Origin of the sequence: Lacipirellula limnantheis (genome assembly GCF_007746075.1) — a bacterium.
GTDB classification, from domain to species: domain Bacteria; phylum Planctomycetota; class Planctomycetia; order Pirellulales; family Lacipirellulaceae; genus Lacipirellula; species Lacipirellula limnantheis.
Map to the genome: position 1 here is coordinate 966050 of NZ_CP036339.1, position 25609 is coordinate 991658.

Sequence of the window (25609 nt, forward strand, 5' to 3'; positions counted from 1 at the left end):
CGCGACTAGTGGTCATCCAGTAGATGCCGATTCGGTCGCTGCCTACTGGAGCTTGATACTCCGTCCCATGTGCATGGTATAAGGCCAACATGCCGTCCGATGAGCCTGCTCCTAGCATGCCGATTGAGGCGCCGACATAAAGAATGTTGTCCCACTGCTTCAGACTGCGCATCCACAAAATCGCGAAGCATGCAGTCGCCAACAGGCAAGTGACGGCGACTGTGAGCCTGATCCTTCGGAGCATGCGACCAGGATAGCAACATCGCTTGCCATTTCCCAATCCTGGATAAAATAACCTGATCACAGACCGGCGGTCATTAAAGTTAACACAAGTGACATGTCGACGGCCTCAGAACCAATCCGCTTCACCATCTAATCAGTCCTCGCCTGGACCGCCTTCGTCGCCCTCGCCTGCTGGACCGCAGTCTCCTGCCGCGCCTTCTACGAAATCTTCGGCGAATTCCTCTCAGGCTTCATGGTGGTCATTGCCGTCGCTCTCCTCGTAGCAACCCCCGTAATCCTCGCCTCTCCTTATCGCCGAGCATGGCTCCTCGCCGCCGCCGGAGCGATGATTCTCTTCTCGCTCAGCATCGCTGCGCTCTCGGTTCGCCTCCACCGACTCCATGCCGAGGCTGTACGAGTCGTGAAGTACGTCGACGCCTTTCACGACAAATACGACATGTATCCCGACGACCTCTCGGGCTACGCGTTCACCGACGCGGCGCTTGAGCCCTATTTCTCCTACGACGGCCACTGGAAAGGCAAGGAGTTCGCCCTCTATTACCACCCCGTCCAGCATTCCGCCGTGCGCCACGCTTACACTCCAGAAAACGGCTACTGGTTGAAGGAACAAGAGTAGCGCTCCGCGTACCCCTTCCCGCCGTCACCCACTCTCGAGGGGGGCGGCCAAAAATAGTTCACCACCTGCTGCACCAAGAGTGCTAAGGTGCAGCCAACGCGCGCCAGGACCACCGCTGCGCGCCGCGCTCTTGGCAAACGCGATCGAAGGTCGACATCGTCATGTCGACTGTTGACCGAAGCGGGTTCGCGCGCTTCGCGTGCCAAGTTGATGAGGCAAGAACGTCTGTCCGTGCGACGCCAGATTGAGGAGTGTGTTCATGCATCGACAAATAATGTCGTCGGCGACGCCGTCGTTGCAGGGAACTCCCGAACTTCCCTTGGAGAAACGACTTGCGATTTGTGTCGCCAATAATCGCGTGAGCGACAGAATTCGCCGCGACACAAATGCTCCCCTGGCGGTCGGCAGTAGCCGAGCGACGTCTGCCGCCGCCCGTCGCGTCCGCGACCAGTTGGCGCGCAATAGTAAACCCAGTGTTGCCAACAAGTTGCGACTTGTGTCGCCAAAAACGGCTCACGCGACACAATGGGGTGACGCGACAGAAACGGCAGATACGACGGACATGACAGATGCGAGCGAGCGCGCCGCCTCAGCGCGCGATCGCCGCCATGGGCGCTCCGGCCATGGTGGGTCGGTAGCAGTTGGCGCGGCAGTGGAACTGAGGGGCCCAGCGTGGTCCCATGTCGCCGAGGGATTCGGAGGAGCCGACGAGGATCCAGCCGTTGGGCTGGAGGATTTGGGCCATGCGGTTGAAGATGTTTTTGCGATCTTCGGCCGTGAAGTAGATGACGACGTTGCGGCAGAAGATGACGTCGAAGGGGCCCAGGCCCGCGTACGGGTCGTGGAGATTGCGCGTGCTGAAGCTGCACATCGCGCGGATCTCGTCGCGGACCTTCCACTGAGCGCCTTGCTTGGTGAAGTATTTGTTGAGGCGCTGCGGGTCCATGCCGCGACCCATTTCCATTTCGCTGTAGAGGCCGCGGCTGGCGGTCTCGACCGAGGCGGGCGAGATGTCGGTGCCGACGATCTGCACGTCCCAGCGGTGGACGTCGGGCACCAGGTCGGCCAGCGTCATCGCGATGCTGTAGGGCTCCTGCCCGGTGCTGCAGGCGGCCGACCAGATGCGGAACCGCTTGGGGAACGCCGAGTTCGCCTTGGCGTCGATCAACTCCGGAAAGATCTTGTGCTTGAGCGCCTCGAACGGCGAGTTGTCGCGGAACCACAAGGTCTCGTGCGTCGTGACGGCGTCGATCACCTCGGACTTCAGCGCCGGCAGCATGTTCGCCTTTACCCGTTGGGCGAAGTCGACGTAGTTGGCGCAGCCGCTGCGCTTGAAGATGTTCGTGAGCCGCGACTCGATGAGATAAGCCTTCGAGCTATCCCAACAGATGCCGCAGAGGTTGTCGACCAGGTCGCAGACGGCGTCGACGTCGGCTGGCGTGAGATTGCTCATGCGGAGGCTCCCACGAGCGACGACTCGTTGATGCGGGCGGCGATGGTTTCCAAGGGGCCGACGACGTCGACCAGCCCTGCTTCGGCGACCGCCCGCGGCATGCCGTAGACGACGCAGGTCGCTTCGTCCTGAGCCAGGATGGCGGCGCCCCGTTCCTTCATGGCCTGACAGCCGAGCGTGCCGTCGTCGCCCATGCCGGTGAGGATGGCGCCCCAGGCCTTGGGGCCGTACTCGGCGGCGATCGAGCGGAACAGATAGTCGACCGCCGGGCGGCAATTGCGCTCGGGCGGATCGTCGGTGATTTGAACGAAGGTGCGCCGCTGGTCGCGGGCGATGCGCATCTGCTTGCCGCCGGGCGCGATGATGGCGCGGCCGCGCTGGACGGTCATCCCGTGGTAGCCTTCGACCACCTCGAGCTGGCAGCGGCGGTTGAGGTCGTCGGCCAGCGTCTTGGTGAAGATCGGCGGCATGTGCTGCACGATCACCAACGGCGGCGTCTGCGGCCCCAGCAGCGGCAAGAGCTTGTTCAGCGCCACCGGCCCGCCGGTCGAGACGCCGATCCCGATCAGCTCGGGCGTGCGGCGCAGCGCCGCCGACGGCGCGCGCGGGGGGGCGATCGGCAACGGCCGAGCGCTCGGGCGCCCGCCGCGACGGAGCGTGCGGCAGGCCTCGATGCGCGGCGCGAGATCGGCGCGGAGCTGCCGTTCGTTGGCGGCCATGTCGGGCAGCGTCGGCTTGAGGACGAAGTCAAACGCCCCCAGCTGCAGCGCCTGGCTGGTCGCTTGGGCCCCGGCGGCGGTGAGCGTGCTGATCATGATGGCGGCGAGCGGAAGTTGGCGTTCGCTCAGTTCGCGGAGCAGTCCCAGGCCGTCGAGCTCGGGCATCTCCATGTCGAGCGTGATCGCGTCGGGTCGATCGGCGATGATCCGCTCCAGCGCCAGCCGGCCGTTCTGGGCGTGGCCGATCACCTCGACGTTGGGGAGTTGCTCGAGCACCGCGCGGACCACCTTGCGGTAGAGGGCCGAGTCGTCGACGACGAGGACTCGCAGCGGCGGCAGCGTAGCGGATGGAAGACTCATCAATGTCGATGCTCAAGGCGCTGGCGTCGTTCAAGGCGGCAGGATGCAACAAGCGTACGTCGCAGCAGCGCCGGCGCGCCAAGCCGGGGGAGAACGGCGGTTCTCCCCCGGCCCTGCGTCCGTTGCGCTCGTACCCCTTACAACTGGAACTGCGCGACCATCCCGCGGAGCTGCTCCGAGAGATGCGACAGTTCCGAGCCGACCACCTGCGTCTGCGCGGCCCCTTGCGAGGTCTGCTTCGCCGCCTGATCGACCCCCGCCATGTTGCGGGTGATCTCGGCACAGGCGGCCGCCGACTCGGCGACGCCGATCGAGACCGTGCTGGCGGCGGTCGCCGTCTGGTGGACGTTCGAGGCGATCTCCTTGGTGGTGATGCTCTGCTCCTCGACCGCCGCGGCGATCGTGGTCGACGCCGAGTTGACCCGTTGGATCGCCTCGCCGACTTCCTTGATCGAGCGGACCGCTTCGCCGGTCGAGGCCTGAATCCCCTCGATGCGGCTGCGGATGTCCTGCGTGGCGTTGGCCGTCTGCTTGGCGAGCTCCTTCACCTCGGTGGCGACCACGGCGAAGCCCTTGCCGGCTTCGCCGGCCCGAGCCGCTTCGATCGTGGCGTTGAGCGCCAAGAGGTTCGTCTGCTCGGCGATGTCCTGAATCACCTCGATCACCTTGCCGATCTCGTCCGCCGCCGTGCCGAGCTGGCCGATGGTGACGTTGCTCGAGTCGGCGAGCTGAGCGGCCGTGCTGGCGATCGACGACGTCTGACCGGCCGTCTTGGCGATCTCGCCGATGCTGGCGGTCAGCTCCTCAACCGCGGTCGAGACGGCCTTGACGTTGGCGGTCATCTGCTCGGTCGAGGCGGCCATGTTGGTCATGTTCGTCGACATCTCTTCAGCCGCCGCGGCGATGGTCGCCGATTGGCTGTTGGTCTCTTCGGCCCCGCTGGCCAGCTGCGTGGCAGTCGCTGAGAGCTGAGTCGACGTGCTCGCCAGCTGAACGGCGTTCGAGTTCAGTCCTCCAAACACCTGCCGAAGATTCTGGCTCATGGAGTTCACGGCTTCCGCTATCTTGGCAAACGTCCCACGAACTTCGTTGGTATCGTCGTCGGCCTCTGAAACGACGTAAGCGCCGGTCAGATCGCCTTGAGCAATCGCACTTAACGTCAACGCCACGCTATGAACCTCTGCCTGCTCGTAAGCGGAGATCTTCTTAGTCTTTACTAGATTTGCACTCGCGTCGGCTTCAAATTGCTGTAACGCGGCTAGCAGCGTGTTGAGCGAAGCGACCATCTTGCCCAGGTCGCCGCCCACCTTGGTTTCCACCCGCTTGCTATAGTCCCGCTTCGTGGCGGCTTCCATCGACGCCACCACCTGGGCCACGACGTTGCCGATCGAACGAGCCAGGAAGTAGCCGATCGCGGTCACCAGCGCCAAGCAGAGAACGCTCACGGCGACCATCGTCCACGTCCGCCGCGACGTTGTCGTCGCCGCGGCGGCCTCGACGGCGGCCGTTTGTTCGGTCGCCAATGCGACGACCTTGTCGATCGCCGCCCGATGCTCCTCGTACAGCGTTGACATCGGTCCGCTCACCAGCGTCTTGGCCTTCTCCTTGTCCCCGGCGCGAAGCGCCGGCAGCATCTCGTTCTGAGCGACGGCGAAGAACTTGGTCGCCGGCTCGTACGCCTCCTCCAGCAAGATTTCGTTCATCTCACCCTTGGGAAGACGCTCGGCCCAGTAGTCGTGCCGGGCGTCAAAGTCCTTTTGAAGGGTTTCGAGCTTCTTGGCCAGCGCGTCGGTCCCCGTCGGATCCTCCGCCCCGGTCATCTTATGCACCGTCAGGTACGATTCGATGATGTATTCCGGCGGCGGCAGAATGTCGGCCAACAGGTCCTTGCCTTGGGCGAGCTCGCCGTAGATCGGACCGTTGACTTTCACCTTGTTGAGCGTGGAGAAGGCGATCACGCCAAAGAGCACGGTGCCGACGGCGTACAACGCCGCCAGGCACATCAGCTTGCTCCGAACTCCCATGTTTGCGAACCGACTCATGACTGGCGTCTCCCGAACGAAGTGAGTGTGATTGATGCGAAGAAGGATTTCTCTCAAACGGTTGTTAGCGAGCGAACGAATTACTCCTGGCGAGCCCCGTCGGCCAGTACGGCGTCAATGTCCAGCAGGACGACGATTTCCGATTCCAGCGTGCAGACGCCGCTCATCAGCCGGCCGTCCACCCCGTCGACGTTGGTCGGCGGCGGCGTGATTTCGTCCCCCCGCAGCGTGAGGATGTCCGAGATGCGGTCGACCAACAGACCGATCGCCTCCCCCTGGTGGTGGACGATCAGGTTGCGACTCTGTCGATCCGAATCCGACTTCGGCAGGCCCAGGATCGTTCGCAGGTCGACCACCGTCGCGACGTCGCCGCGGAGGTTGATCACCCCGCGGACGTAGTCCGGCGCGTGGGGCACCTGGGTGATCTCGTTCTGGCGATTGATCTCCTGCACGATGCGGATGTCGACCCCCAGCAGCATGTGGCCGACGTAAAACGTCGCGAACTGCCGTTCAACGGCCGTGGCGGTGCGGTCAGGGGCAAGCGTGGCGGTCATGGCGGCGTGAACCTCGATAAACGCAGGAAGGGGCGACGGCGGCGAGATGCGGCGAAACTACGCGGGCTGGAGATGACGACGATTGTTGCCCGCCTTCGCGCCCGTGAAGTTGTGGAGAGCGGCTAGGAGCTTTTCGCGATCCATCTTGATCTGGTAGTCGTCGATCCCGACCTCCATGCCGCGCTGCATGTCCGAGGCCCCGGCCAGCGACGTTAGCGCGATCACCGGCAGGTAGCCCCACTTCGACTGCTTGATCCGCTGGCAGAGCTCGAACCCGTTGAGGTTCGGCATTTCAATGTCGGTAATCACCACGTCGACTTCCAAATCGCCTTCCAGCAGCCGCTCCCAGGCGACCAGGCCGTCTTCGCAGTCGACCACGTCGTAGCCGCGCTCTTCGGCCATCGACTTCACCTGCTTGCGGAAGAAAGTCGAGTCCTCGGCCAGCAGCACCAGCGGCTTCTTGCCGGCCTCGACGCTCGGCTGCGGCCGGTCGGCGAACCATTCGGGGTGGGCGATTTCGGCGATCTGGAACAGATCGACCAGCCGCGTCGTGTGCTCAGACATGGTCAACGAACCCTGGATGCCTAGCTCTTGGAACGTGATCGTGTCGACGTTGGTCGGCACGCGACGAATATCCTCCAGCCGCGGCGCGATCAGGCCGACTTCCTTGCCGTTGATCACGAACACGATGACGTAGACCCAGTTCTGTGGCTCCGGAGCCCGCGCCGAGATCAGGTTCTCCAGCCGCAACAGCGGCACGCTCGACTGCCGGTACTGCACCAGTTCCTGGCCGCCGACGGCGTCGATCTGATCGGAGCTAATCCGCTCGATCCGCGCGACGATGTCCATCGACACGGCGAAGTGCTCCCGAGGATGATTGGTGAACAGCAGCACCGACTGCAAGTCTTCCTCACCGGCCGACTGCTCTTCGCCCTTGCCGGCGATGACGTCGTCGTGGGCCGAGCGAATCTGCTCGTGGACGGCGATCCCCGCGACGTCGAGAATCAGCGCGACGTGCCCGTCGCCCAGAATCGTGGCGCCCGACAGGCAAGGCGCGTTCTTGATGTGGCGGCCCAGCGGCTTCACGACGATCTCTTCCGAGTCGTGCAGCGCGTCGACCACGATGCCAAAACGCTGTTGGCCGCTCTCCACCACGATGATGTTGGTCGTCGCTTGGGCGTCGCTCTCCCCGTCGCTCCCCTCCGGCGTCTGGAAGCCCAGGACTTCGCGCAGCCGCACCAGGGGAAGCAGCGAGCCGCGCAGCCGCAGCACCTCCGCCGACTTGACCCGATCGAGCCGCTTGCCCATCTCTTCGCGACGCAGACGCACCAGTTCCGAGATGTTGACCTGCGGGATGGCGAACCGTTCGTCGCCGCTCTGAATGATCAGCGAGGGGATGATCGCCAAGGTCAGCGGCAGCGTGATCTGAATCGTCGTTCCCTGGCCCGGAGTCGAATCGACGTCGACCGTTCCCCCCAGCTTCTCGATGTTCGTGCGCACCACGTCCATGCCGACCCCGCGGCCGCTGACGTCGGTGATCTTCTCGGCGGTGGAGAATCCAGGGTGGAAGATCAGCCGCACCGCTTCGCGGTCCGACAGGCGGCTCGCCTGTTCGGCCGTGACCACCCCCTTCTCGACCGCCTTCTTCTTGAGCTTCTCCGGATAAATCCCCCCGCCGTCGTCGGCGATGTCGATCCGCACCTTGCCCGCTTCGTGGTACGCCTTGAGGTGAATGGTCCCCGCGGCCGGCTTATTGGCCGCGACCCGCACGTCGGGTCGTTCGACGCCGTGGTCGATCGAGTTGCGCACCAGGTGAGTCAGCGGATCGCCGATCGCCTCCAGAATCGTCTTGTCGACGTCGACCTCCTTGCCGTCCATCACCACGTCGCACTGCTTGCCGAGCTTCGCGCTCAGGTCCCGCACGACCCGCGGGAACTTGCTGAACACGGCCCCGATCGGCTGCATCCGCGTCCGCATGATCGCCTCTTGCAGCTCCGTCGTCACCTGATCCAGCCGCGACGCCACCGCCTCGATCCCGACGTGAGCCTCCGTATTAAGCGCCTGAATCAGCTGATTCCGGCCCAGCACCAACTCACCCGCCAAATTCATTAGGCTGTCCAGCACGCCTACCTGGACCCGAATGCTCGTCTCGGCGACTGGAGGGGCCTGAATGGCGGCATTCGACGCTGTCTTGGGCTCATCGACCAGCGGCGCATTGGTAACGGCGGGGCCGGAAGCCGCCGACGATTCCGCACAAGGGAGCGACTCATCGGCGTCGATCGGACCGGTGGCGGGAGAATCGTCTTCGATCGCCGAGTCGACGAACATCGCCTCCTCTACAAAGTCGGCTGCGGTGGCATGCCGCAGGCCGTGATGAGCGTGCTCCTCAATCTTTACGCTCGCCGCAGATACCCCGACCAGGCTTCCATCGGCGCTGGCGAAGATGCGATCGAGTTTCGTAACGTGGACTTCAACGTCAGCGTCGTTTGATACGTCTGCATTGTTAACGAGATGGGTCAACGCATCGGCCGCGCGAAGCATGACGTCAACCATCGCCGAATCGGGGGACAGCTCGCGGGTCCGCATCAGCCCCAGGACATTTTCGAGGCTATGGGCCAGCTTGTTGACCGTCACCAATCCCAGGAACCCAGCGGCTCCTTTGATCGAATGAATGCCCCGGAAGAGGTTATTCACCAGATCGACGTCAATCTCCGCGCCGTTTGCCTCAATCTGAAGCAACTGTCCTTCGACGTGACTCAGGTGGTCGCGCGACTCGGCAATGAATTCCGCCAACAGTTCTGGATCTTCGATCGCCATGGACTGGCTCCGTGATTCGAGAGGTCGTCCGCGGGCATAGCTCGCCGTTTCCTGGCGGGTTATGCGACAGGCGTTTTGCGGACAAACGAAAGCTAGGTCAAGACCGTGCGCGCAGCAAATCAATGCCGCGGAACTGGAGATAAAAAAATCGGCGTAACCAGCGCAACGCGATTTTTCCGGGGAGTTTCTGGACGACGCACTCCCGCAATTGACGAATGCTACGTTTGACGACAGGGATTTCGTCAAAATCGTCGGCGTCGTTCGCGACCTGTCCGTCGTTATTCGCTCGACGACAGCCCAGCCGCCCACATTCCGGGATGCAATTCATGAAAGCAGAACATATCAATCCGTTTCTGACCTCCGCCGTCGAGGTCTTCTCTACGATGCTCAACTGCGATCTGAAGCGCGGGACGCCGACGTTGAACGCGGCGTTTCAGCCGGCGCACGACGTCAGCGGCGTGATTGGGCTATCGGGCAAAGCGTCGGGCACGGTCGTCGTCAGCGTCGACTGCGAAGTGGCGATGTGCGTCACGGAGAAGATGCTCGGAGATCGGCCCGACACGCTAAACGCCGACGTGATGGACGCGATCGGCGAGATCACGAACATGATCGCCGGCCGCGCGAAAACGGGGTTGGCCCATCTCGAGATGAGTCTCGCATTGCCGACGGTGATCACGGGGAAGAACCATGTGATCCGGTTCGGCTCGCTGGCCCAGACGATCAGCATCCCATACTCGTGCGCGTGGGGCGACCTGACCGTCGAGGTTGGCCTGATCGAGGTGGACGAGGCGGCCGCGGAGAAGAGAACGATGATGGCGAGCGTCTAGCCTAGTCGAGCTCGTGCCCGGCGGCGTTTTCGGCGGCCCCCGCGTTGCTTGCCGCGGCGTTCCGTTGCGCGCTTAGAAACTCGACGACGTCGCGCAGGTCTCGCTGCGACATGAACTTCATGAGGTCCTCGGGCATGGCTGAAAGGCCCTGCACGCGATCTTCGACGGCGGCAAGATCGACTTCGACTTCCTTGCCGTCAGCGTTCAGCAGTACCGCCTTGCCTTCGTCCTCGCGGCGCAGGAGGCCGGTGACGACCATCCCGGTGTCAAGCAACATCGACGTGGTCTGAAACCCTTCGACGATTTTAGCGTTGGGACGGGTGATCGATTCGATGAGCTCCTGGCGTGTGCGCTTGGCGCCGACGTCGGCAAGGCTGGGGCCGACGAGTTGCTCGCCGGGCGTTAACGAATGGCACCGCCGGCAGGAGAGCGATTCGTTGGAGAGGAACAGCTGCTCGCCGCGGGTTGCGTCGCCTCCGGCGACGGCGGCGACGTACATCGACGCCAAGTCGGCGGCGGCTGCCTGCTTGTCGACGAAAGCCTGATGCCGGGCGACCAACGATTGATCCGTTGCGGCCTGACTTGCTTCCAGAACCTCCAGCAGTAATTCTTGAGGGCAGGTCCCTTGCTCGACGCGCGCCATCCAAGCACTGGTCGCCGCCTGAGCTTCGGGAAGGTCGATCTTTGCAAGCAGCCCGATCGCTGCCTGGCGTTCGGCGGTTTCGCCGTCATCGGCGACCTTAATAAGATGTGCGACGGCCTTTGCCGGGAATCGTTCGGCCAGGAGCCGTCGGGCGGCCGAACGAACGATGGCATCGGACGACTGCAAGCCAAAGGCAATGACGCGTTCGGCAATCGCGTCGTCGGCGTGGTCGAGAGCGGCGATGGCGCGCACCTGAAGGGCGGCGTCGAGATCAGGCTGTTCGAGCAACGTCGGCAGTTCGGCGATCGCGATCGGCAAACCGAGTTCGGCGGCGACCACAACGCCGGTCGGGTCCGCTTTGCTCGCTTGCAAGATTGCAGGCCAAGCCTGTTCCAGAGCGGCAAGAATCACGTCGGCCGATTGCGGGGCGAGCGGTCGCCATTGCCCGTGGACCGGATCGCGCGACGACGGGGCGGCCCACTGGCTGATCAGGTCCCACGCGTGATTTCGCATATCGGCAGTCGTGCGGGGATTCAATGCAAAGGTTACGACGGCCTGGAGATTCTCAGCCGCACGCATGGCCTGGCTGGCCGCCAGCGCACGCCGCACGAGCGGCTCATTCGCGGGTGAAACTTTATCCAGTAGTGCGGCCAATGCGCTGTTGGCGGCCGTGATGGGGGTATCCCAGATCGCGCGCGCAGCCTCCAGCACGACTGCTTCCGACTCGTCGCTGAGAAAGTCGCCCACACGCGGCGACTTCTGCTTGGCAAGCGCCAGGACGAGTGCGATCCGCGCCGCCTGATCAGCCCCTTTGGCTGCGTCGCGCAGTTGGACCTCCGACTGGCTGCCGGAGAGGCCCATCACGATGGCGGTGCGCAGGATCGGATCGCCTTGATCGCCGTTTTCGCTGGCCGTTTGTAAGAGTGCCTCAAGCGCCGGTTGGTAGGCGAGGGAGCCAATCGACGTGGCCGCCGACGCCCGCACGCGCAGCGACGGATCGGCGAGCAGCTTGGCGAGAGCGGCTCCATAACCGTTGCGGGCCGCTACAGACGCTGACCGTGCGCGACCAAGCGTGCGCGCCGCCTGAGTGCGAATCTCCGCATCGCCGTCGCTGCAAAGCGGCGCGATCGCGTCAAAGAGCTGCAACTCGCCGATCGCTAAGGAGCCTAACGCCCAAATCGCATGGATGCGGGCGAGCTGATCGCCTTCCTGTCGGGCGACAAGTTCCTTCAGCGGCGCGGCGGACGCATTTCCTAGGGCTACTAACCGCCGTTGCGCCGCTAGGCGCACGCGCATGTTCGCGTTTGCGAGCAACTCGGCAAGCTGCTTGGGCTCTAGCGTCGGGATTCGCTCGAGGGCGGTTTCCGACTCCCTGCGAGCCGCGACGAGGTTTGGTGCGTCGTCGGAAACGCGATAGAGTCGTCCCATGTCGGTGCCGTTCCAACCTTCGATCCAATCGGCGACGTAGAAATTGCCGTCGGGGCCGAAATCGCAATCGGTCGCGAGGATTCCTTCGAGAAACATCTTGTCGTCGGCGAGTCGATAGCCGGCTCCTGCTTGCTCGAGGCGGAAGCGCCGGATGCCGCTGGAGGCTGGCGCGCCGCGGAAGTCGGCAAGAAAAAAATTGTCACGGCAATCGTCGGTCATGCCGGAGCCAGGGTAGTAGACCAGGCCCGAGGGACCGTCGCTGAGGTGCGCAATCGGCGGCACGATACCGGCGGGCTGGTCAGCGTTCTTTGTGTGCCAGATCTTCTCGCGGTTGAAGGGGCCGCGGTCGGGGAGGTACTGGTATGACATCCGCCAACCGGTGTTCATTCCCTCGACGATTTGAATGATGCGCGCGCGGTCGCCGGAGTCGGAGTTGTTATCGACGGAGAAGAGATCGCCGTACTGATTGAACGCAAGTTCTTGCGGATTGCGCAGGCCGGTCGCAAACAGTTCCAAGTCGCTGCCGTCGCGGTTGCAGCGGAGGACCGAGCCGGAATCAGGATTCGAGAGCACGCCATTGGGCGTTTCAACGTGCAGGCCGCGATCACCGATGGAGAAGTAAATTTTTCCATCGGGGCCTTCGGTCAGCCCGTGGAGGTCATGGCCGAAGAGGGCGAAGTGGACGCCGAAGCCAGTGGCCAGCGACTTGCGTTCTTCCGCTTGGCCGTCGCCATCGGCGTCGCGAAGTTCCCACAGGTCGGGGATGCAGGTGAACCAGAGGCGGTCGCCGACCCACATGACTCCCGCCGCGGCGCCGCTTTCGATGTTGTTGTATCCTTCGGAGAAGACGCTGGAATGGTCGTAGACGCCGTCGCGATTGCGATCTTCCAGCAGCCGGACCAGATCGCTCGCCTCGGTGTAATGGTTGAGCTTATCGGCCATGCGGCGTTCGATGTAAGCCCGACGCTGCGCGACCGTTTGTGCCGCGAGATCGTCATCGAGCCAATCCATGTGATTGCGATTGTCCTCGGTGCCGTGATGGACGCGGTGGGTTTCGGCGACGAAAATTCGCCCTTGCGGGTCGAAACAGAACGCGACGGGATTGGCGAACAGCGGCTCGCTCGCAACCGGCGTCACCTGATAACCGGGCTCGACGCGAAAGGAGGCGGCTGAGAGCTTGGCTGCCGGCGAGATTGGCTCATCTGCCGCCGTCTGCTCCGCGGCATTGGCGCGGTAGCTGACGGCAACCGCTGCGATAAACAGCACGGCGCTGGCGAGAAGTCGTTTGATGGTTGGGGTAACCAATAGCAGCGAGCATTGCATGGGCGGCGGCAATCGTCGGTGGCGGTGAAACGCTAGAGATGACGTCAGCGCCTATTGTACTATGGCGCGATTAGGCTGGTCACCAGCGCAGCGAGCGGGCGCGATCAGTTTTGACCTCGCTGCGAACGGTTGACGATGGGCGAGCGGCACGTCTCGCGGTATTCTCTTGTTCAGCATGAGAAGAATCCATTTTGACGTCACCGATTCGACCAATACGCAGGCGCGGGCGCTCGCCGCTGCGCACCCTGGGGAACGACTCCTAGTAACCGCCGCGGAACAAACTGCCGGACGCGGGCGGCAGGGAAGGCAGTGGCTCAGCCCGCGGGGCGGGGCGTGGTTGACGATCGTCTGGCCGATGCGCCTGGCGCCAGGATCGTATCGGGCCGCCTCGCTGGCGGCCGCCGTCGGGGTGCGACGGGCGCTCGTCGAGTTGATTGCCCGCGGCATGCCCCCCGAGGCGGCGGCGCTGGCCCCGCGGCCTCTGATCAAGTGGCCGAACGATGTGCTGATCGACGGCGCCAAGGTCGTGGGCATCCTCTGCGAGCAATCGCTGGGCAACGCTGCCCAGAACAACGCCATCTACGTTGGCATCGGCGCGAATGTTGCCTTTGATCAAATGTTGCTCGATCAACCGACCCGCGGGGAAGCGTTGCGACATCGGGCAACGACTCTCTCCAGCGCGGCCGGGCGCGAGATTGAAGTCGAGGACGTGATTGAACTTGTCAGCCATGAAGTCATCGGCGCGCTGGAGCGATACGAAGCACTGGGGCTCGCCGGGATCATCGCGGAACCGCCGTCGCTGCTCGACGAATTGCGCGGCGCGTTGGCCTATGTGGGCCAGCGCCGGACTTGGCTTTCGCCGCGCGGCGAGATCAGCGGGCGCATCATCGGCATCGACGACGACGGTCGGCTGCTGCTCGACGGCGAGAGCGGGGTCATTGCGTGCGACGCCGGCGAATTGGCGGGCGACGAGTTGTAGGCACAGGCCTTCTCGCGCTTGCTCGGGCCCCTAAAACGCCGCGTCGGACTTGCCGCATGAAACGCCGCCCCGAGGCAGTCGCAGCGATCGAGCCAGTCGTTACAATGTGCGAATCTCCGTCACATCTTCTCCTCGGCGACAATCGACTATGGCTTCTCGCGAAGTGCTGCTGCTGGCCAGCGGCGACCAACGACTTTCGGCGAATCAAAATTGCTGGGCCGCCCAGCGCGATATGGAGCAGCGACTTGCCGCTGCGGTGAGCGCCCAAGGCTACGCGCTGCGCCGGGCGCACCCGTTCAAGGAAGCCGAGGGGCACGGGTTCCTCGCCAGCCAGCGCGAAGGAATCGAAACGTTCCGGACGATTCCGCCGGACGCGCCGATCATCGTCGCCGAGGCCGTGTGGCAGTATTCGCATCACGTTCTCGCTGGGCTGACGACGCATCGCGGGCCGATTCTGACGATCGCCAATTGGTCTGGTCAGTGGCCGGGGCTGGTGGGCATGCTCAATTTGAACGCGTCGCTGACAAAGGCAGGCGTGAATTACTCCACGCTCTGGAGCGAGGACTTCAGCGACGACTATTTCACAACTCGCCTCTCATCATGGCTTGACCGCGGGCGTTGCGACCATGAACTTACGCACGTGCACTCGCTGCAAGCCGCTGCGCTCACGGGCGACGCCGCTGAAACGGGCCGCCGTCTAGCCAGCGAGCTGCTACGCGAGAAAGCGATCATGGGAGTGTTCGACGAGGGCTGCATGGGGATGTTCAACGCGATCATTCCCGATCACCTGCTGCATCGGACCGGCGTGTTCAAGGAGCGCCTCAGCCAGTCGGCTCTCTACTTCGAGACCACTCAAGTCCCGCTGGAGGAGGCGCGGGCGGCATACGATTGGCTGCTGGAACGCGGCATGCGGTTTCACTTGGGAACTGATGCGGTTAGCGAGTTGACCGAAGCGCAGGTGATCCAGCAGTGCCAGATGTATATCGCCGCCGTCCGGTTGGCTGACGACTTTGGCTGTAGCCTCATTGGCATCCAGTATCAGCAGGGGCTGAAGGACTTACTCCCCGCCAGTGACCTGGTGGAGGGAACGCTGAACAACGCCGACCGACCCCCCGTGCTCAGCCGCGACGGCCGCCGCGAGCTGTTTGCTGGAGAACCCGTCGTCCATTTCAATGAAGTCGACGAATGCGCTGGACTGGATGGACTGATGACCTACCGCGTGCAGCGAGCGCTGGGCCAGCCGGCGGAGAACACGTTGCACGATATTCGCTGGGGCGACGTCGATCGGAGCGCGACGGTCGACGGCTATGTGTGGGTGCTGCTCATCAGCGGGGCGGCGCCGCCGGCCCACTTCATCGGCGGTTGGGCCGGAGCCGAGGGATTTCGACAGCCGGCGATGTATTTCCCCAGCGGCGGCAGCACGCTGCGTGGCGTGTCGCGACCGGGCGAGATCGTTTGGTCGCGGATTTACGTCGCCGGCGACGCGCTCCACATGGATCTGGGCCGGGGAACCGTGGTCGAGCTGCCAGCCGAGGAGACGGAACGACGTTGGCAGGCGACGACCTATCAGTGGCCGATTATGCATGCCCAACTGCATGGGGTGAGTCGCGATCAACTGATGGCGAAGCACCAGTCGAACCATATCCAAGTGGTCTATAGCGACGACCCCGCCGCCGCGGATCGGACGCTTGCGGCAAAAGCCGCGATGGCGCTTGAATTGGGGATTCAAGTGAACATGTGCGGCGTTTCACTTTAAAAATTCATGCGTGGAGAGAACTCGGTGCTCGGCACTTGCCCACTCACGGCGGCAATGCGTGCAGGTCGAGCCGAGCGTTCGTGCTCCGATCACTGCTTCGCGTCCGCGGGCAGGCCCAGTTCAATCGCAATCGCGATTAGTTGCGGAAACGTGTCGACGCCGAACTTTTGCATAATGCGAGCACGGCGGTTTTCGACCGTGCGACGACTGACGTTCAACTCGTCGGAAATCTGTCGATGGTCGCACCCTTGCACCAGCATTTCCAGAACCCGACGCTCGCGCGGACTAAGTTCGTTAAGCCGCGAGAGAAGATCCTCGCGCCGTTGATACGCCGCACGCTGCACCGCGTCGCGCGCAAAGGCCGCGTGAATTGATTCCCAGAGAGTCGTCTCGGAAAAGCAATTCTTTTGTAGATACGCTTCGACGCCAAGTTGCATCGCACGAACCGCTGGCGGCACCGCGTTGCAGTCGGTAACGATGATGACCGGCATGGGGTTGGGGAGATTGGTCAGCTCCTGCAACAGGTCGAGGCCCGCGGAAGCGGGAGCATGGAGCGACAACAGCACGCAGCCGTGACTATTCGCATCGAGCGACGTGACGTAATCTTCGCGCGAGCCAAACGCCACGGGAGCGAACCCCATGGACGCGACCAACTTCACCAGCGAGGCGCGCGCCTCGGGGTCGACGTCGATGATGTAAACGGCCGGAGACAAATTCACCCCAGTAGGCCTGGAGTCGGTCATCGACGCCGGCCTTGACTGCTTTGAACACGATGGGCCGCAGAGCCTCATCCCCAGAGCCATCGTAGTCGTCGAGCTGCGCGGGTTGGAATTGACAACACCACGGGGGCGACGTGTTTTTCCACTTGCGGGTGAGCGCAACGGCAAGTGCGGGGAACTGTTTCGAGCGGCGCCGGTCCGCCACCAGGTTCACCTGCAAGGTTCGCCCGGCAATGCGATTAGGATTGAACGCCGGCTTCCATCGAAACCCTCACGAGGTCGGCGAGTGACTCGACCTCAAGTTTCTGCATGATACGGGCGCGCCGATCTTCGACTGTTCGGCGGCTAACGCCGAGATTTGCGGCAATCGACTTGTTCGCCTCGCCTTGCAAGACCTGGTGCAGAACAGACCGCTCCGGAGGAGTGAGCTGGGAAAAACGACGCTCGATCGCCTCCTTCCGGTGATACTCGCTGCGGGCGCGGGCATCCTGCAACAGCGCGCGTTGCAGAGCTTCGTACAACTCGGGTTCCGTGAACGTTTTCTGCAGGAAGTCGACGGCGCCCATCCGCATGGCCCGCAGCGCCGTGGGGACTTCGGCGTGCCCGGTCATGATGATGATGGCGGGGCTGAGCGGGAGCTTTGAAAGTTGCTCCTGCAGCGCCAATCCGCTCGTTCGCTGCATCCGAACGTCGAGAATCAGGCACCCTGGCGCGTGCGGGTCGAACTGTTCGAGATAGGCGTCGGCCGACGTAAAAGTCTGCGCGCGGGCGCCCATAGAGGCGATGAGCGTCGAGAGAGATTCGGAAAACGCTGGATCGTCGTCGACGATGAAAACGGTTGGTTCGGCAGACATAAGGCGCACGATGTCCGAAGCGTTCTGGCAGGATTGCAAGGAAAAGCCGCCGGATGAAGCAATGCTCGCCCCGGGGGATGGTCGCAACTTGGATGATCGCATGGCGTGACAAAAAGTCCAGCGGCTATCGCTTTTCGGCGACAAGTTTCTAGGCCCGCATCCGTCCAAGCCGCCCCACCGTCGGCGGCTAAGACGGCGCATTGCCGCGCCGCGTAGGGCAAATGCTCCATGGCGATTCAGCGCCCGGACCTCGGCCCGCCGCGCAGGGGCCGTGACCGAGCGTGCTAACCGCGGCAAGTGTTTCGACGTGGCGGAGCACGGCTTCGGTTGCGCGTCTGGGTGAGCGGCGCGCAGCGCGGTCAGCGGCCGGAACGGCGGCGGCCCGTGGGCGATATTGCGCCGCGGGGTTGCAACGGGTTTCCACAAAACGGCGTTCCGGTTGCGCCCGCCGCAATTCTTTACGAAGTCGGCCCTATGTTTGGGCAGGTAAGTCGGCCCGCCGCGACGTGCTAGTGAGCCAGTCCACGCGACGCCCGCTCTGCGCGCACCGCGGTCAAGCATCGCGGCGATCGCACGGCATGGCGGGCAGTAGGCCGCCGACCATCAGACGGTCGGCAGCAATCCAAAACACGAGGGCAAGAGATGTCAAGCAGCGAACTGAAGTTGGCGCCGCAAAGCCAACGTCAAGCCGACGCCGGCACGATTCAGGTGGTCAGTTTTCGACTGGCTCATGAGGAATACGGCATCGAGATCACCAAGGTCCAGGAAATCATCCTCGTGGGTGAGATTACGCGAGTGCCGCAGACGTCGCCCTATATCAAAGGATTGATCAATCTGCGAAGCACAGTCATCCCGATCGTCGATCTGCGCCTGCGATTCGGCATGTCCGAGGAAGCGGCCACCGACGAAACGCGGATCATGGTGATGAACGTCGGCGGCAAAACGACGGGCATCGTCGTCGACGCCGTCAGCGAGGTGCTGCGAATTTCGAAGGATCAATTGGCGCCTCCCCCTCCGACGGTTTCGGGTCTCGGCCGCGACTATCTCACCGGCCTGGCGAAATTGGAGAAGCGCCTGTTAATTTTGCTCGACGTTGACCGGCTGCTGTCGGAAGTGTCGACGGCGCCGGGAATGGTCGCCTAATCGTTCAACTGCAGTTCGAATTACCAACATCAGAGCAAGTCGATATTGATCGACAGAGGCGTGCGTCCTCTGGTCACACAAACTCGCCCCGCTGTGGGCATCTTGCAAATCCAACATCCACACTAAAGGAACTGAAATGGTCGCAACCGCAAAGGCTCCCCGCAACGGCAAACCAGTCGCCTCGAAGTCCAGCAAGCAGGGCGCTTCCAGCGAGATTGAAGCGTTGCGCGCCGACCTCACCATCAATCGGGCGATGGCCGAGAACTCGCCAATCAATATTCTGCTGGCCGACCGCGACCTAAAAATCATCTACGCCAACCCGGCGAGCTTGAAGACGCTCAAGACGATTGAGAAGTACCTCCCAGTCCGCGCGGAAGAGGTCGTCGGTCAATCGGTCGATGCGTTCCACAAGCAACCCGAGCATCAGCGCCGCATCCTGAGCTCGGATAGAAACTTGCCCCACCGCGCCATCATCCAGATCGGCCCGGAAAAGGCTGACCTACTTGTCTCGCCGATCTACGACGACGCCGGCGCGTACCTCGGACCGATGGTAACGTGGGAGATCGTTACCGAACGGCTGGTCATGGAGGAGAAGAATCTCGATTACGCCAACCAGATCGCCGCGATCAGCGCGGCGCAGGCGGTGATTGAGTTCCAACTGGACGGCACGATCGTGACCGCGAACGACAATTTCCTCAAGGCCGTCGGCTACAGCCTGGAGGAGATCAAGGGGAAGCATCACCGGATGTTCGTCGAGCCAAACTACGCTCGGTCGGTCGAATACACGCAGTTCTGGGAGAAGCTGAACCGGGGCGAGTCGGACTCCGGCCAATATCAACGCTTTGGCAAGAATGGCAAAGAAATCTGGATTCAAGCCCGCTACGGCTCATTGCTGAACGCGCAAGGAAAGCCCTACAAGGTGGTGAAATACGCCTCGGACATCACCGAGCAGATTCGCCTCCAGCAAGCACAGGCCGAGCAGGAGCAGCGCGAGCGTGAAGCCCAAGCCGAGCTGCGTCGCAAGGTCAACGAGCTTCTGGTGGTCGTCAACGCCGCTGCGGAAGGCGACTTGACGAAGCCGCTCACCGTCGACGGCAACGACGCCGTCGGCGAACTGGCCAACGGGCTCCGCAAAATGACGACCGACCTCCGCGGGGTGATCATGCAGGTGATCGAAGGGGCGGCTCAGTTCACCGAAGGGGCGCGCGTCGTCTCGGAAAGTGCGCAGACGTTGGCCCACGGCGCCCAGACGCAGAGCGCGTCGGTGGAAGAGATGAGTGCCACGATCGAAGAGCTGACCCGCAGCATCGAGGCGGTCAAGGAGAACGCCACCGGGGCGAGCAGCGTCGCCCAGCAGACGAGCTCGCTCGCCGGCGACGGCGGCGCCGCCGTTCGCAAGAGCGTCGAAGCAATGGAGCGGATCAAGACTTCGTCGACGCAGATTTCCGAGATTATTCAAGTGATTTCCGAGATTGCGAGCCAAACCAATCTGCTGGCTCTCAACGCCGCGATCGAAGCGGCTCGCGCCGGCGAGCATGGCCTTGGCTTCGCGGTCGTCGCCGACGAAGTGCGGAAGCTCGCGGAACGGTCGAGCGAAGCCGCGAAGGAAATCTCGGCCCTGATTAAGGAGTCGACGCAGCGAGTGAGTGAAGGCGCCACGCTCAGCGCTCAGACGGGAGAAGCGCTGGCGAAGATCATCGACAGCGCCGAGTCGACGGCCAAGAAGATCACCGAGATCGCCACGGCTGCCGTTGAGCAGGCTCAGAGCGCGGTCGAGGTGTCGAAGGCGATTCAGCAGATCTCGCAGGTGACGGAGCAATCGGCGGCCGGCAGCGAAGAGATGGCTTCCAGCAGCGAAGAACTCGGCGCTCAAGCGGCGTCGCTGCGCGAGCTGGTGTCAGGCTTCAAGGTGAATGCCTAGTCGCGAGTCGTCAACCGCGAGTTGCGAGTTAGAGAGCAGCGAGTCGAAGAACGGTCTTCGCTCGCTGCTCGAAACTCGCCATCTTTCAGGAACCGAATGATGCTGTCCACTCCCCCTACCAGTCCCGTCGGGATCACGTCGATCATTGCCGACGTAACGCCGAAGCAACTCGACAGTTACGCCAAGCTGATCTACGAGAAGATTGGCGTGACGATCTCGCCGCAGAAAACGACGCTGTTGTCGAATCGACTGCGGCGACGACTGCGGGCAACGGGACTGGCGACCTACGACGACTACTACAAGCTGCTGAAGAAGGCCGCAGCGAGCGATCCCGAGTGGGATTTGTTTCTCCAGGAGGTGACCACGCACGAAACCTACTTGTTCCGCGACCAGGCCCATTGGGATTGGCTGCGAGATAAGTTCGTGCCGGAGATCGTGGCCGAGCAGAAAGCCGGCCACCGGCAGGCCCAGCTTCGCGTCTGGTCAGCGGCATGCAGTACGGGCGACGAGGCGACGACGATTGCTTGTTGCTTGGCCGACCGGTTGCCGGCGACGCCGGCATGGCACGTCGAGATCGTCGGCACCGACGTCGGCGCGGGCGCAGTCGCCCAGGCGAAGCAAGGTGCGTTCAGCGAACGCGCCATGCGACTCGTGCCGAGGGCGTACCGCCAACGTTTTTTCGAGAAAGGCACGGCGGGCGCCTGCGCCTCGCTCAAAGCGCCTTACCGCGAGATGCTCAAGTTCAGCACGCACAACCTGTTGGAGCCGCTCAAGGAAAAGGCATTCGACCTCGTCGTGCTGAAGAACGTGCTCATCTACTTCGATGCGGCGTCGAAGAAACGAGTCCTGACGCAGATTAAACGGGTCTTGCGACCGGGCGGGTACCTGATCACGGGGGCTGCGGAAGGCGTCTCCGACCTGGTCGGCGACTTCGAGTCGACGCAAGGGTGGCTCCATCGTTGGCCGAAAGGCAAATAAACCGTCTCGCGCCTACCCACGACAAGAACGGCATACGTTATGAGCAACAACGACCAACTGATGGACGACATCCTCGGCGACTTCCTAGACGAGTCGACGGAGTTGTTGCAGACGCTGAATGCGAGACTATTGCAACTCGATGAGTTCACGCAGCTCTCCGACGAGTTGCGCCCGGCTCACCCCTGCCCTGACTTGCTCAACGAGATGTTTCGCGCGGCCCACAGTCTTAAGGGGTTATCGGGCATGCTGAGGCTCGATAACGTCAACGGGCTGACGCATCGCATGGAGAATCTGCTCGATGCCGCACGAAACTTGGAACTCACCGTGACGGCGGAGACGGTCGACGTCTTCTTCAAGGCAGTGGACCGGCTAGAGGGGATGATCGATGCGCTGCGCGCCGAGGAGGAAGATGCCGGCGATTCGCAGGAAGTGATTGAAGCGATCGAGCGAATGCTGGCCCGCGAAGGCGTGCTCAAACAGCAAGCCTCGGCGGAAGAGATCGCGCGCCGGTTTGCGCAGGGGATGTCTGAGGCGTCATCGACGGCGGCGGCGATTGCATCCGCGTTGCCTGCGGGGCAAACCGCGACCGCGGTGCAGGTGGCGACCCTGCCGGCGATCGACGCCAGCGACGATCCCCTCGCCGACGTTCGCGACGATGAAGACGTGCCGCCAAAGTATCTGGCGATCTTTCTCGATGAGAGCGAGATCACGCTCGACGACCTTTCTGAAGTGCTGATCGCCGGGCCCGACGAGAGCGCCAACGAATCGTTGCTTGTCAATTGCCACCGCATCAAGGGATCGGCGGCGTCGATCGGCCTGCATCGCGTCGCACGCCTTGCCCACCGCATGGAAGACCTGGTGCAGGAATGCCGTCGGAGCCAGCGGGCAGTGCCGACCGAGGCGGCGGACGCCATGCTGCGATGCGCGGACGCGATCCGCAGCTTTACGGGCGGCTTACGCACCGGCGTCCCGTGCGACGTCTTGAGCGACGCGTATCGGCAGTTGCTCCGCGCTGGCTCCAGCGGCAGCGACGCGAGGCTGGCCCCATGTGCGGTGTGCGGCGACGCTCAATTGCCGTTGGCCCGCGCGGCGTTTCCACGCAATGGTCAGGGATTCGTCGGGCACGTGAGGTTCGAGGACGGGCTGCCGCTCAGCGAATTGAAGGCCATCTTGCTGGTCGATCGGCTCCGGCAACTCGGTTCCTTTTGCTTCTGCCATCCCGACGAGTCGGAGATGGTCCGCATGAACGGCGTCTCATGCCTGACGTTCGGGCTGTCGACGACCGAGTCGCTGGAGCGGATTCGTCGCACACTGACGGTAGACGGCGTGGCCGAGGCAAAGCTCGCAGCCGTCATCAATTTGGAGGAGGCATCTGCCGCCACGGCGTTCGCCGTGGAACAGGGAGGCGCCAGCGATCAGGCGAACGTCACGTCGCGCGACCTAACGCCGTCGCGGGCGGCGGCAAGCGAGAGCGCCGATGGCGCCGACGGGGAAGCTCGCGCCGGGGCCAAGTCGAAACCGGCCGAGACGCTGCGCGTCGACATCGATCGGCTCGATCAGTTAATGAATCTCGCCGGGCAGTTGGTGATCAACCGCGCGCGTTTTGGGCAGATCGGGGCGAAGCTCAAAGGATTTTCGGCGATTAAGTCGACGCTCAATACCGTCGCTTCAGCACAACGCGGGGCTTCGCGATTGGCTACTGGAATGGAGGAGTGCTTCGGATCGCAGCCATCGCCCGAGGCCGACGAACTGCGGATGATCGCCGCCCAGATGCGCGATGATTTGGAGTCGCTTCAGCATGACTTAGGCCAATTGACCCACATGCGGACGGCGCTGAACGATCTGTCGGAAGCGGTTCACCAGCTCGATCGCGTTTCCGACGGGATTCAGAATACTGTGATGGACACGCGCATGGTGCCCATCGGGCCGTTGTTCATGCGATTCAAACGCGTCGTGCGCGATCTCACCCGGACCAGCAACAAGCAAATCGAGCTGGTGATCAGCGGCGAATCGACTGAACTCGACAAACGCATGATCGACGAACTCGGCGATCCGCTGATCCATCTGATTCGCAACTCGGCGGATCACGGAATTGAAAGCCCTGATGACCGCATCGCTGCCGGGAAAAACCCGCAGGGAACGATTACGCTCAACGCATTCCACCGCGGGAATCGAATCGTCATTCAGATCACCGACGACGGCAAAGGCCTCGACGCCGATCGGATTCTAGCGAAGGCCATCGCCAAGGGACTGGTGAAGGAGAGCGACGCCGAGCGGATGACGCCGCAGCAGATCTACCAGTTGATCTGGCAACCGGGGTTCAGCACCGCTGAAAAGGTGACTGAAGTATCGGGCCGCGGCATGGGGATGGACATCGTTCAATCGAAGGTCGAACAGATCAACGGCGTCATCGAACTGCGTAGCGAGCCTGGCCAAGGGACGACTTTCGAGATCAAGCTGCCGCTGACGATGGCAATCCTGCCGAGTCTGCTGATCGTGATTGAAAGGGACGTCTTCGCCATCCCGGTCGAATCGGTGGTCGAGATCGTGAGAATTCCCAACAGCGAGGTGAGCACGGTTCACGGTCAGCGGACGGCACGGGTGCGCGATCGCGTCGTGTCGGTGATTGAGCTCAACGACGTCTTCACATGGAATCAACTGGCGGAGCGGGAACCCGCAGGCGCTGACGACCAGACGCTGGTGATCGTCGGCGTCGAGGGGAGCGAGCTAGGGTTGCGAGTCGACGCGCTGCTTGGTGAGCAAGACGTCGTCATCAAGTCACTGGAAGAGAACTTCCAGAACGTTAGCGGCGTTGCCGGCGCCAGCATTCTGGGAGATGGCAGGGTGTCGCTGATTCTCGACGTCGGCAGCCTGCTGACGATGTCGCAGCAAGGACCGCGACTAAATGAATCAGAACCGAGCGTGACGGTCTAGACCAGCGCGCGAACGAATCATTGAGGCATGGGCGATGGCAGCGAACGCATTGAACGATCTGAGAAACAACTGGGAGCTGATTTTCGCTCCGGCGATTGAAAACGCCTCGGCGGCGATGAGCGCCTGGACGAATGGCGACGTCTCACTGGCTCTCGACGAAGTTCGCGAGGTCGAAGTCGAGGAGGTGGCGGCCGCGCTCGACTTGACGGATGAGTTGTCGACGATGGTGCTGCTGGGCATCGGGGGCGCCATGGGCGGACAGTTAATCCTCAGTTTCGATCGCGACAATGCCTGTCGTCTCATCGCTTCGCTACTGAATCGGGAAGTCGATCGCGATGAAGCCTGGAATGAGCTCGAGATATCGGCGCTGCAGGAGACGGGCAACATCCTCAGTTCGGCGTACCTCAACGCAATCACCGCGCTGACGGGCCGGCGGCTGTGGCCCTCGCCGCCGACCGTGACCGAAGACTATGCGATGAGCGTCGTCGGCCAAGCGGTCATGACGCAGGCGCTTACGGAGGACCGGGTCTTGCTGTGCCGCACGCGGTTCTCCCGCCTCGGCCAGCGGGTGGAGTGGAATTTGATCTTCGTGCCGTCTCCAGAACTGTTGCAACTGTTGCGGGAGATGGCGGCGACGTTATAGCCGTCCAGCTAACGGATTTCTTTCAATCCAGAGAGTGCAGAGCACGACGAGCGAAGCAGAGCACAGAGAGTCCGTCGATCGCACGTTCTCAAAGCGCACCGCGTTTAGGAATTCAGCAAAAAGCACCGACAAAGAAGAGACGCCTTGAATGACTGCCACGTTGACAACCCGACGCCCCGAGACGACGGTCGGCATGGGCCAAATCGCCGTGCTGACCGGCGACGAGCGGGCGAGCGCGGTGTTGGGCTCCTGCGTCGGCGTGGCGATCTACGACGAGACGAAGAAGCTCGGTGCGTTGGCCCACGTGGTGCTGCCCACGTCCGCCGGTCGGCCGGGGACGCCGGGCAAGTTCGTCGACACGGCGATCACGTGGATGCTTAACGAGTTGCGCTCGCGCGGCGCCGACCCGCGCAAGCTGCGGTGTAAGTTGACCGGCGGGGCGACGATGTTCGCCGCCAACGGTCCGTTTCAGATCGGACAGCAGAACATCGACGCGACGCGGCAAGCGCTCGCGGCGGCGAACGTGCGAATCGTGGCAGAACATCTCGGCGGGGCCAAAGGGCGGCGCATCACTTTCGAATGCGACGCCTTCACAATCGTCGTGGAATCTGCGGGCGAAACAAGCGTCACGCTGTAAACCCGCTGCGGAAAACCTAG

General features: G+C 62.9%; 18 protein-coding genes. 10 read left to right on the forward strand and 8 right to left on the reverse strand.

Going from position 1 to position 25609, the window contains the following annotated elements; all coding sequences use genetic code 11:
- Positions 1-475 precede the first annotated feature (475 nt).
- Positions 476-859 (forward strand): hypothetical protein, encoded by a 384-nt coding sequence (locus I41_RS03745; RefSeq protein ID WP_145431029.1) that lies wholly within the window; start codon positions 476-478, stop codon positions 857-859.
- 589 nt (positions 860-1448) lie between these two features.
- Here the strand turns inward: I41_RS03745 and I41_RS03750 are convergent.
- The 5 genes from I41_RS03750 to I41_RS03770 all read right to left on the reverse strand — a co-directional run bounded on the left by I41_RS03750 (position 1449) and on the right by I41_RS03770 (position 8804).
- The gene (locus I41_RS03750) at positions 1449-2312 is read right to left on the reverse strand and encodes a CheR family methyltransferase (RefSeq protein WP_145431031.1); all 864 of its coding nucleotides are present in this window, start codon (positions 2310-2312) and stop codon (positions 1449-1451) included.
- A complete protein-coding gene (locus I41_RS03755) occupies positions 2309-3391 on the reverse strand; it encodes a protein-glutamate methylesterase/protein-glutamine glutaminase (RefSeq protein WP_145431033.1) in 1083 nt (360 codons plus the stop codon). The genes I41_RS03750 and I41_RS03755 overlap by 4 nt, the downstream gene beginning before the upstream one ends.
- Before the next feature lie 137 nt (positions 3392-3528).
- Positions 3529-5433, reverse strand: coding sequence for a HAMP domain-containing methyl-accepting chemotaxis protein (locus I41_RS03760; protein ID WP_145431035.1), 1905 nt, complete (start codon positions 5431-5433; stop codon positions 3529-3531).
- A gap of 80 nt (positions 5434-5513) precedes the next feature.
- Positions 5514-5987 (reverse strand): chemotaxis protein CheW, encoded by a 474-nt coding sequence (locus I41_RS03765; RefSeq protein WP_145431038.1) that lies wholly within the window; start codon positions 5985-5987, stop codon positions 5514-5516.
- 57 nt (positions 5988-6044) lie between these two features.
- A complete protein-coding gene (locus I41_RS03770; RefSeq protein WP_145431040.1) occupies positions 6045-8804 on the reverse strand; it encodes a hybrid sensor histidine kinase/response regulator in 2760 nt (919 codons plus the stop codon).
- Positions 8805-9130: 326 nt separating this feature from the next.
- On the opposite strand from I41_RS03770, the gene I41_RS03775 reads away from it, so the two are divergent.
- The gene (locus tag I41_RS03775) at positions 9131-9631 is read left to right on the forward strand and encodes a chemotaxis protein CheX (protein ID WP_168206660.1); all 501 of its coding nucleotides are present in this window, start codon (positions 9131-9133) and stop codon (positions 9629-9631) included.
- 1 nt (position 9632) lies between these two features.
- Here the strand turns inward: I41_RS03775 and I41_RS03780 are convergent, their stop codons facing one another.
- Positions 9633-13025, reverse strand: coding sequence for a PVC-type heme-binding CxxCH protein (locus I41_RS03780; protein ID WP_145431044.1), 3393 nt, complete (start codon positions 13023-13025; stop codon positions 9633-9635).
- Between the two features lie 175 nt (positions 13026-13200).
- Here I41_RS03780 and I41_RS03785 point away from each other — a divergent pair, with 175 nt between their 5' ends.
- Both I41_RS03785 and I41_RS03790 read left to right on the forward strand, forming a co-directional pair.
- The gene (locus I41_RS03785; RefSeq protein ID WP_145431046.1) at positions 13201-14004 is read left to right on the forward strand and encodes a biotin--[acetyl-CoA-carboxylase] ligase; all 804 of its coding nucleotides are present in this window, start codon (positions 13201-13203) and stop codon (positions 14002-14004) included.
- Between the two features lie 148 nt (positions 14005-14152).
- Positions 14153-15760 carry a fucose isomerase gene (locus I41_RS03790; RefSeq protein ID WP_145431048.1) on the forward strand — a complete coding sequence of 536 codons (1608 nt, stop codon included), beginning with the start codon at positions 14153-14155 and terminating at the stop codon, positions 15758-15760.
- Between the two features lie 89 nt (positions 15761-15849).
- Here the strand turns inward: I41_RS03790 and I41_RS03795 are convergent, their stop codons facing one another.
- Both I41_RS03795 and I41_RS27005 read right to left on the reverse strand, forming a co-directional pair.
- Positions 15850-16503, reverse strand: a complete 654-nt coding sequence (locus tag I41_RS03795; RefSeq protein WP_168206661.1) for a response regulator transcription factor — start codon at positions 16501-16503, stop codon at positions 15850-15852.
- 215 nt (positions 16504-16718) lie between these two features.
- A complete protein-coding gene (locus I41_RS27005) occupies positions 16719-17333 on the reverse strand; it encodes a response regulator transcription factor (protein ID WP_168206662.1) in 615 nt (204 codons plus the stop codon).
- 642 nt (positions 17334-17975) lie between these two features.
- Between I41_RS27005 and I41_RS03805 the strand changes: the two genes are divergently transcribed.
- From I41_RS03805 to I41_RS03830, 6 genes are all read left to right on the forward strand, one after another.
- Complete coding sequence (locus tag I41_RS03805) at positions 17976-18476, forward strand: chemotaxis protein CheW (protein WP_145431054.1); 501 nt, start codon at positions 17976-17978, stop codon at positions 18474-18476.
- A gap of 136 nt (positions 18477-18612) precedes the next feature.
- Complete coding sequence (locus I41_RS03810) at positions 18613-20397, forward strand: methyl-accepting chemotaxis protein (RefSeq protein WP_145431056.1); 1785 nt, start codon at positions 18613-18615, stop codon at positions 20395-20397.
- 99 nt (positions 20398-20496) lie between these two features.
- Positions 20497-21375: a CheR family methyltransferase gene (locus tag I41_RS03815; RefSeq protein WP_145431058.1), complete on the forward strand. Its 879-nt coding sequence runs from the start codon at positions 20497-20499 to the stop codon at positions 21373-21375.
- A gap of 39 nt (positions 21376-21414) precedes the next feature.
- Positions 21415-24309, forward strand: a complete 2895-nt coding sequence (locus tag I41_RS03820) for an Hpt domain-containing protein (RefSeq protein WP_145431060.1) — start codon at positions 21415-21417, stop codon at positions 24307-24309.
- 34 nt (positions 24310-24343) lie between these two features.
- The gene (locus I41_RS03825) at positions 24344-24952 is read left to right on the forward strand and encodes a chemotaxis protein CheC (protein WP_145431062.1); all 609 of its coding nucleotides are present in this window, start codon (positions 24344-24346) and stop codon (positions 24950-24952) included.
- Between the two features lie 148 nt (positions 24953-25100).
- Entirely contained in the window at positions 25101-25589 is a 489-nt protein-coding gene (locus tag I41_RS03830) for a chemotaxis protein CheD (protein ID WP_145431064.1), read from the forward strand.
- The last annotated feature ends 20 nt before the right edge of the window (positions 25590-25609 follow it).

What these genes read in the sequence shown, in the direction of transcription:
- I41_RS03745 (WP_145431029.1), top strand. Translation starts at nt 476, where the DNA reads ATGGTGGTCATTGCCGTCGCTCTCCTCGTAGCAACCCCCGTAATCCTC.
- I41_RS03750 (WP_145431031.1), bottom strand. Translation starts at nt 2,312, where the DNA reads ATGAGCAATCTCACGCCAGCCGACGTCGACGCCGTCTGCGACCTGGTC.
- I41_RS03755 (WP_145431033.1), bottom strand. Translation starts at nt 3,391, where the DNA reads ATGAGTCTTCCATCCGCTACGCTGCCGCCGCTGCGAGTCCTCGTCGTC.
- I41_RS03760 (WP_145431035.1), bottom strand. Translation starts at nt 5,433, where the DNA reads ATGAGTCGGTTCGCAAACATGGGAGTTCGGAGCAAGCTGATGTGCCTG.
- I41_RS03765 (WP_145431038.1), bottom strand. Translation starts at nt 5,987, where the DNA reads ATGACCGCCACGCTTGCCCCTGACCGCACCGCCACGGCCGTTGAACGG.
- I41_RS03770 (WP_145431040.1), bottom strand. Translation starts at nt 8,804, where the DNA reads ATGGCGATCGAAGATCCAGAACTGTTGGCGGAATTCATTGCCGAGTCG.
- I41_RS03775 (WP_168206660.1), top strand. Translation starts at nt 9,131, where the DNA reads ATGAAAGCAGAACATATCAATCCGTTTCTGACCTCCGCCGTCGAGGTC.
- I41_RS03780 (WP_145431044.1), bottom strand. Translation starts at nt 13,025, where the DNA reads ATGCAATGCTCGCTGCTATTGGTTACCCCAACCATCAAACGACTTCTC.
- I41_RS03785 (WP_145431046.1), top strand. Translation starts at nt 13,201, where the DNA reads ATGAGAAGAATCCATTTTGACGTCACCGATTCGACCAATACGCAGGCG.
- I41_RS03790 (WP_145431048.1), top strand. Translation starts at nt 14,153, where the DNA reads ATGGCTTCTCGCGAAGTGCTGCTGCTGGCCAGCGGCGACCAACGACTT.
- I41_RS03795 (WP_168206661.1), bottom strand. Translation starts at nt 16,503, where the DNA reads ATGACCGACTCCAGGCCTACTGGGGTGAATTTGTCTCCGGCCGTTTAC.
- I41_RS27005 (WP_168206662.1), bottom strand. Translation starts at nt 17,333, where the DNA reads ATGTCTGCCGAACCAACCGTTTTCATCGTCGACGACGATCCAGCGTTT.
- I41_RS03805 (WP_145431054.1), top strand. Translation starts at nt 17,976, where the DNA reads ATGTCAAGCAGCGAACTGAAGTTGGCGCCGCAAAGCCAACGTCAAGCC.
- I41_RS03810 (WP_145431056.1), top strand. Translation starts at nt 18,613, where the DNA reads ATGGTCGCAACCGCAAAGGCTCCCCGCAACGGCAAACCAGTCGCCTCG.
- I41_RS03815 (WP_145431058.1), top strand. Translation starts at nt 20,497, where the DNA reads ATGCTGTCCACTCCCCCTACCAGTCCCGTCGGGATCACGTCGATCATT.
- I41_RS03820 (WP_145431060.1), top strand. Translation starts at nt 21,415, where the DNA reads ATGAGCAACAACGACCAACTGATGGACGACATCCTCGGCGACTTCCTA.
- I41_RS03825 (WP_145431062.1), top strand. Translation starts at nt 24,344, where the DNA reads ATGGCAGCGAACGCATTGAACGATCTGAGAAACAACTGGGAGCTGATT.
- I41_RS03830 (WP_145431064.1), top strand. Translation starts at nt 25,101, where the DNA reads ATGACTGCCACGTTGACAACCCGACGCCCCGAGACGACGGTCGGCATG.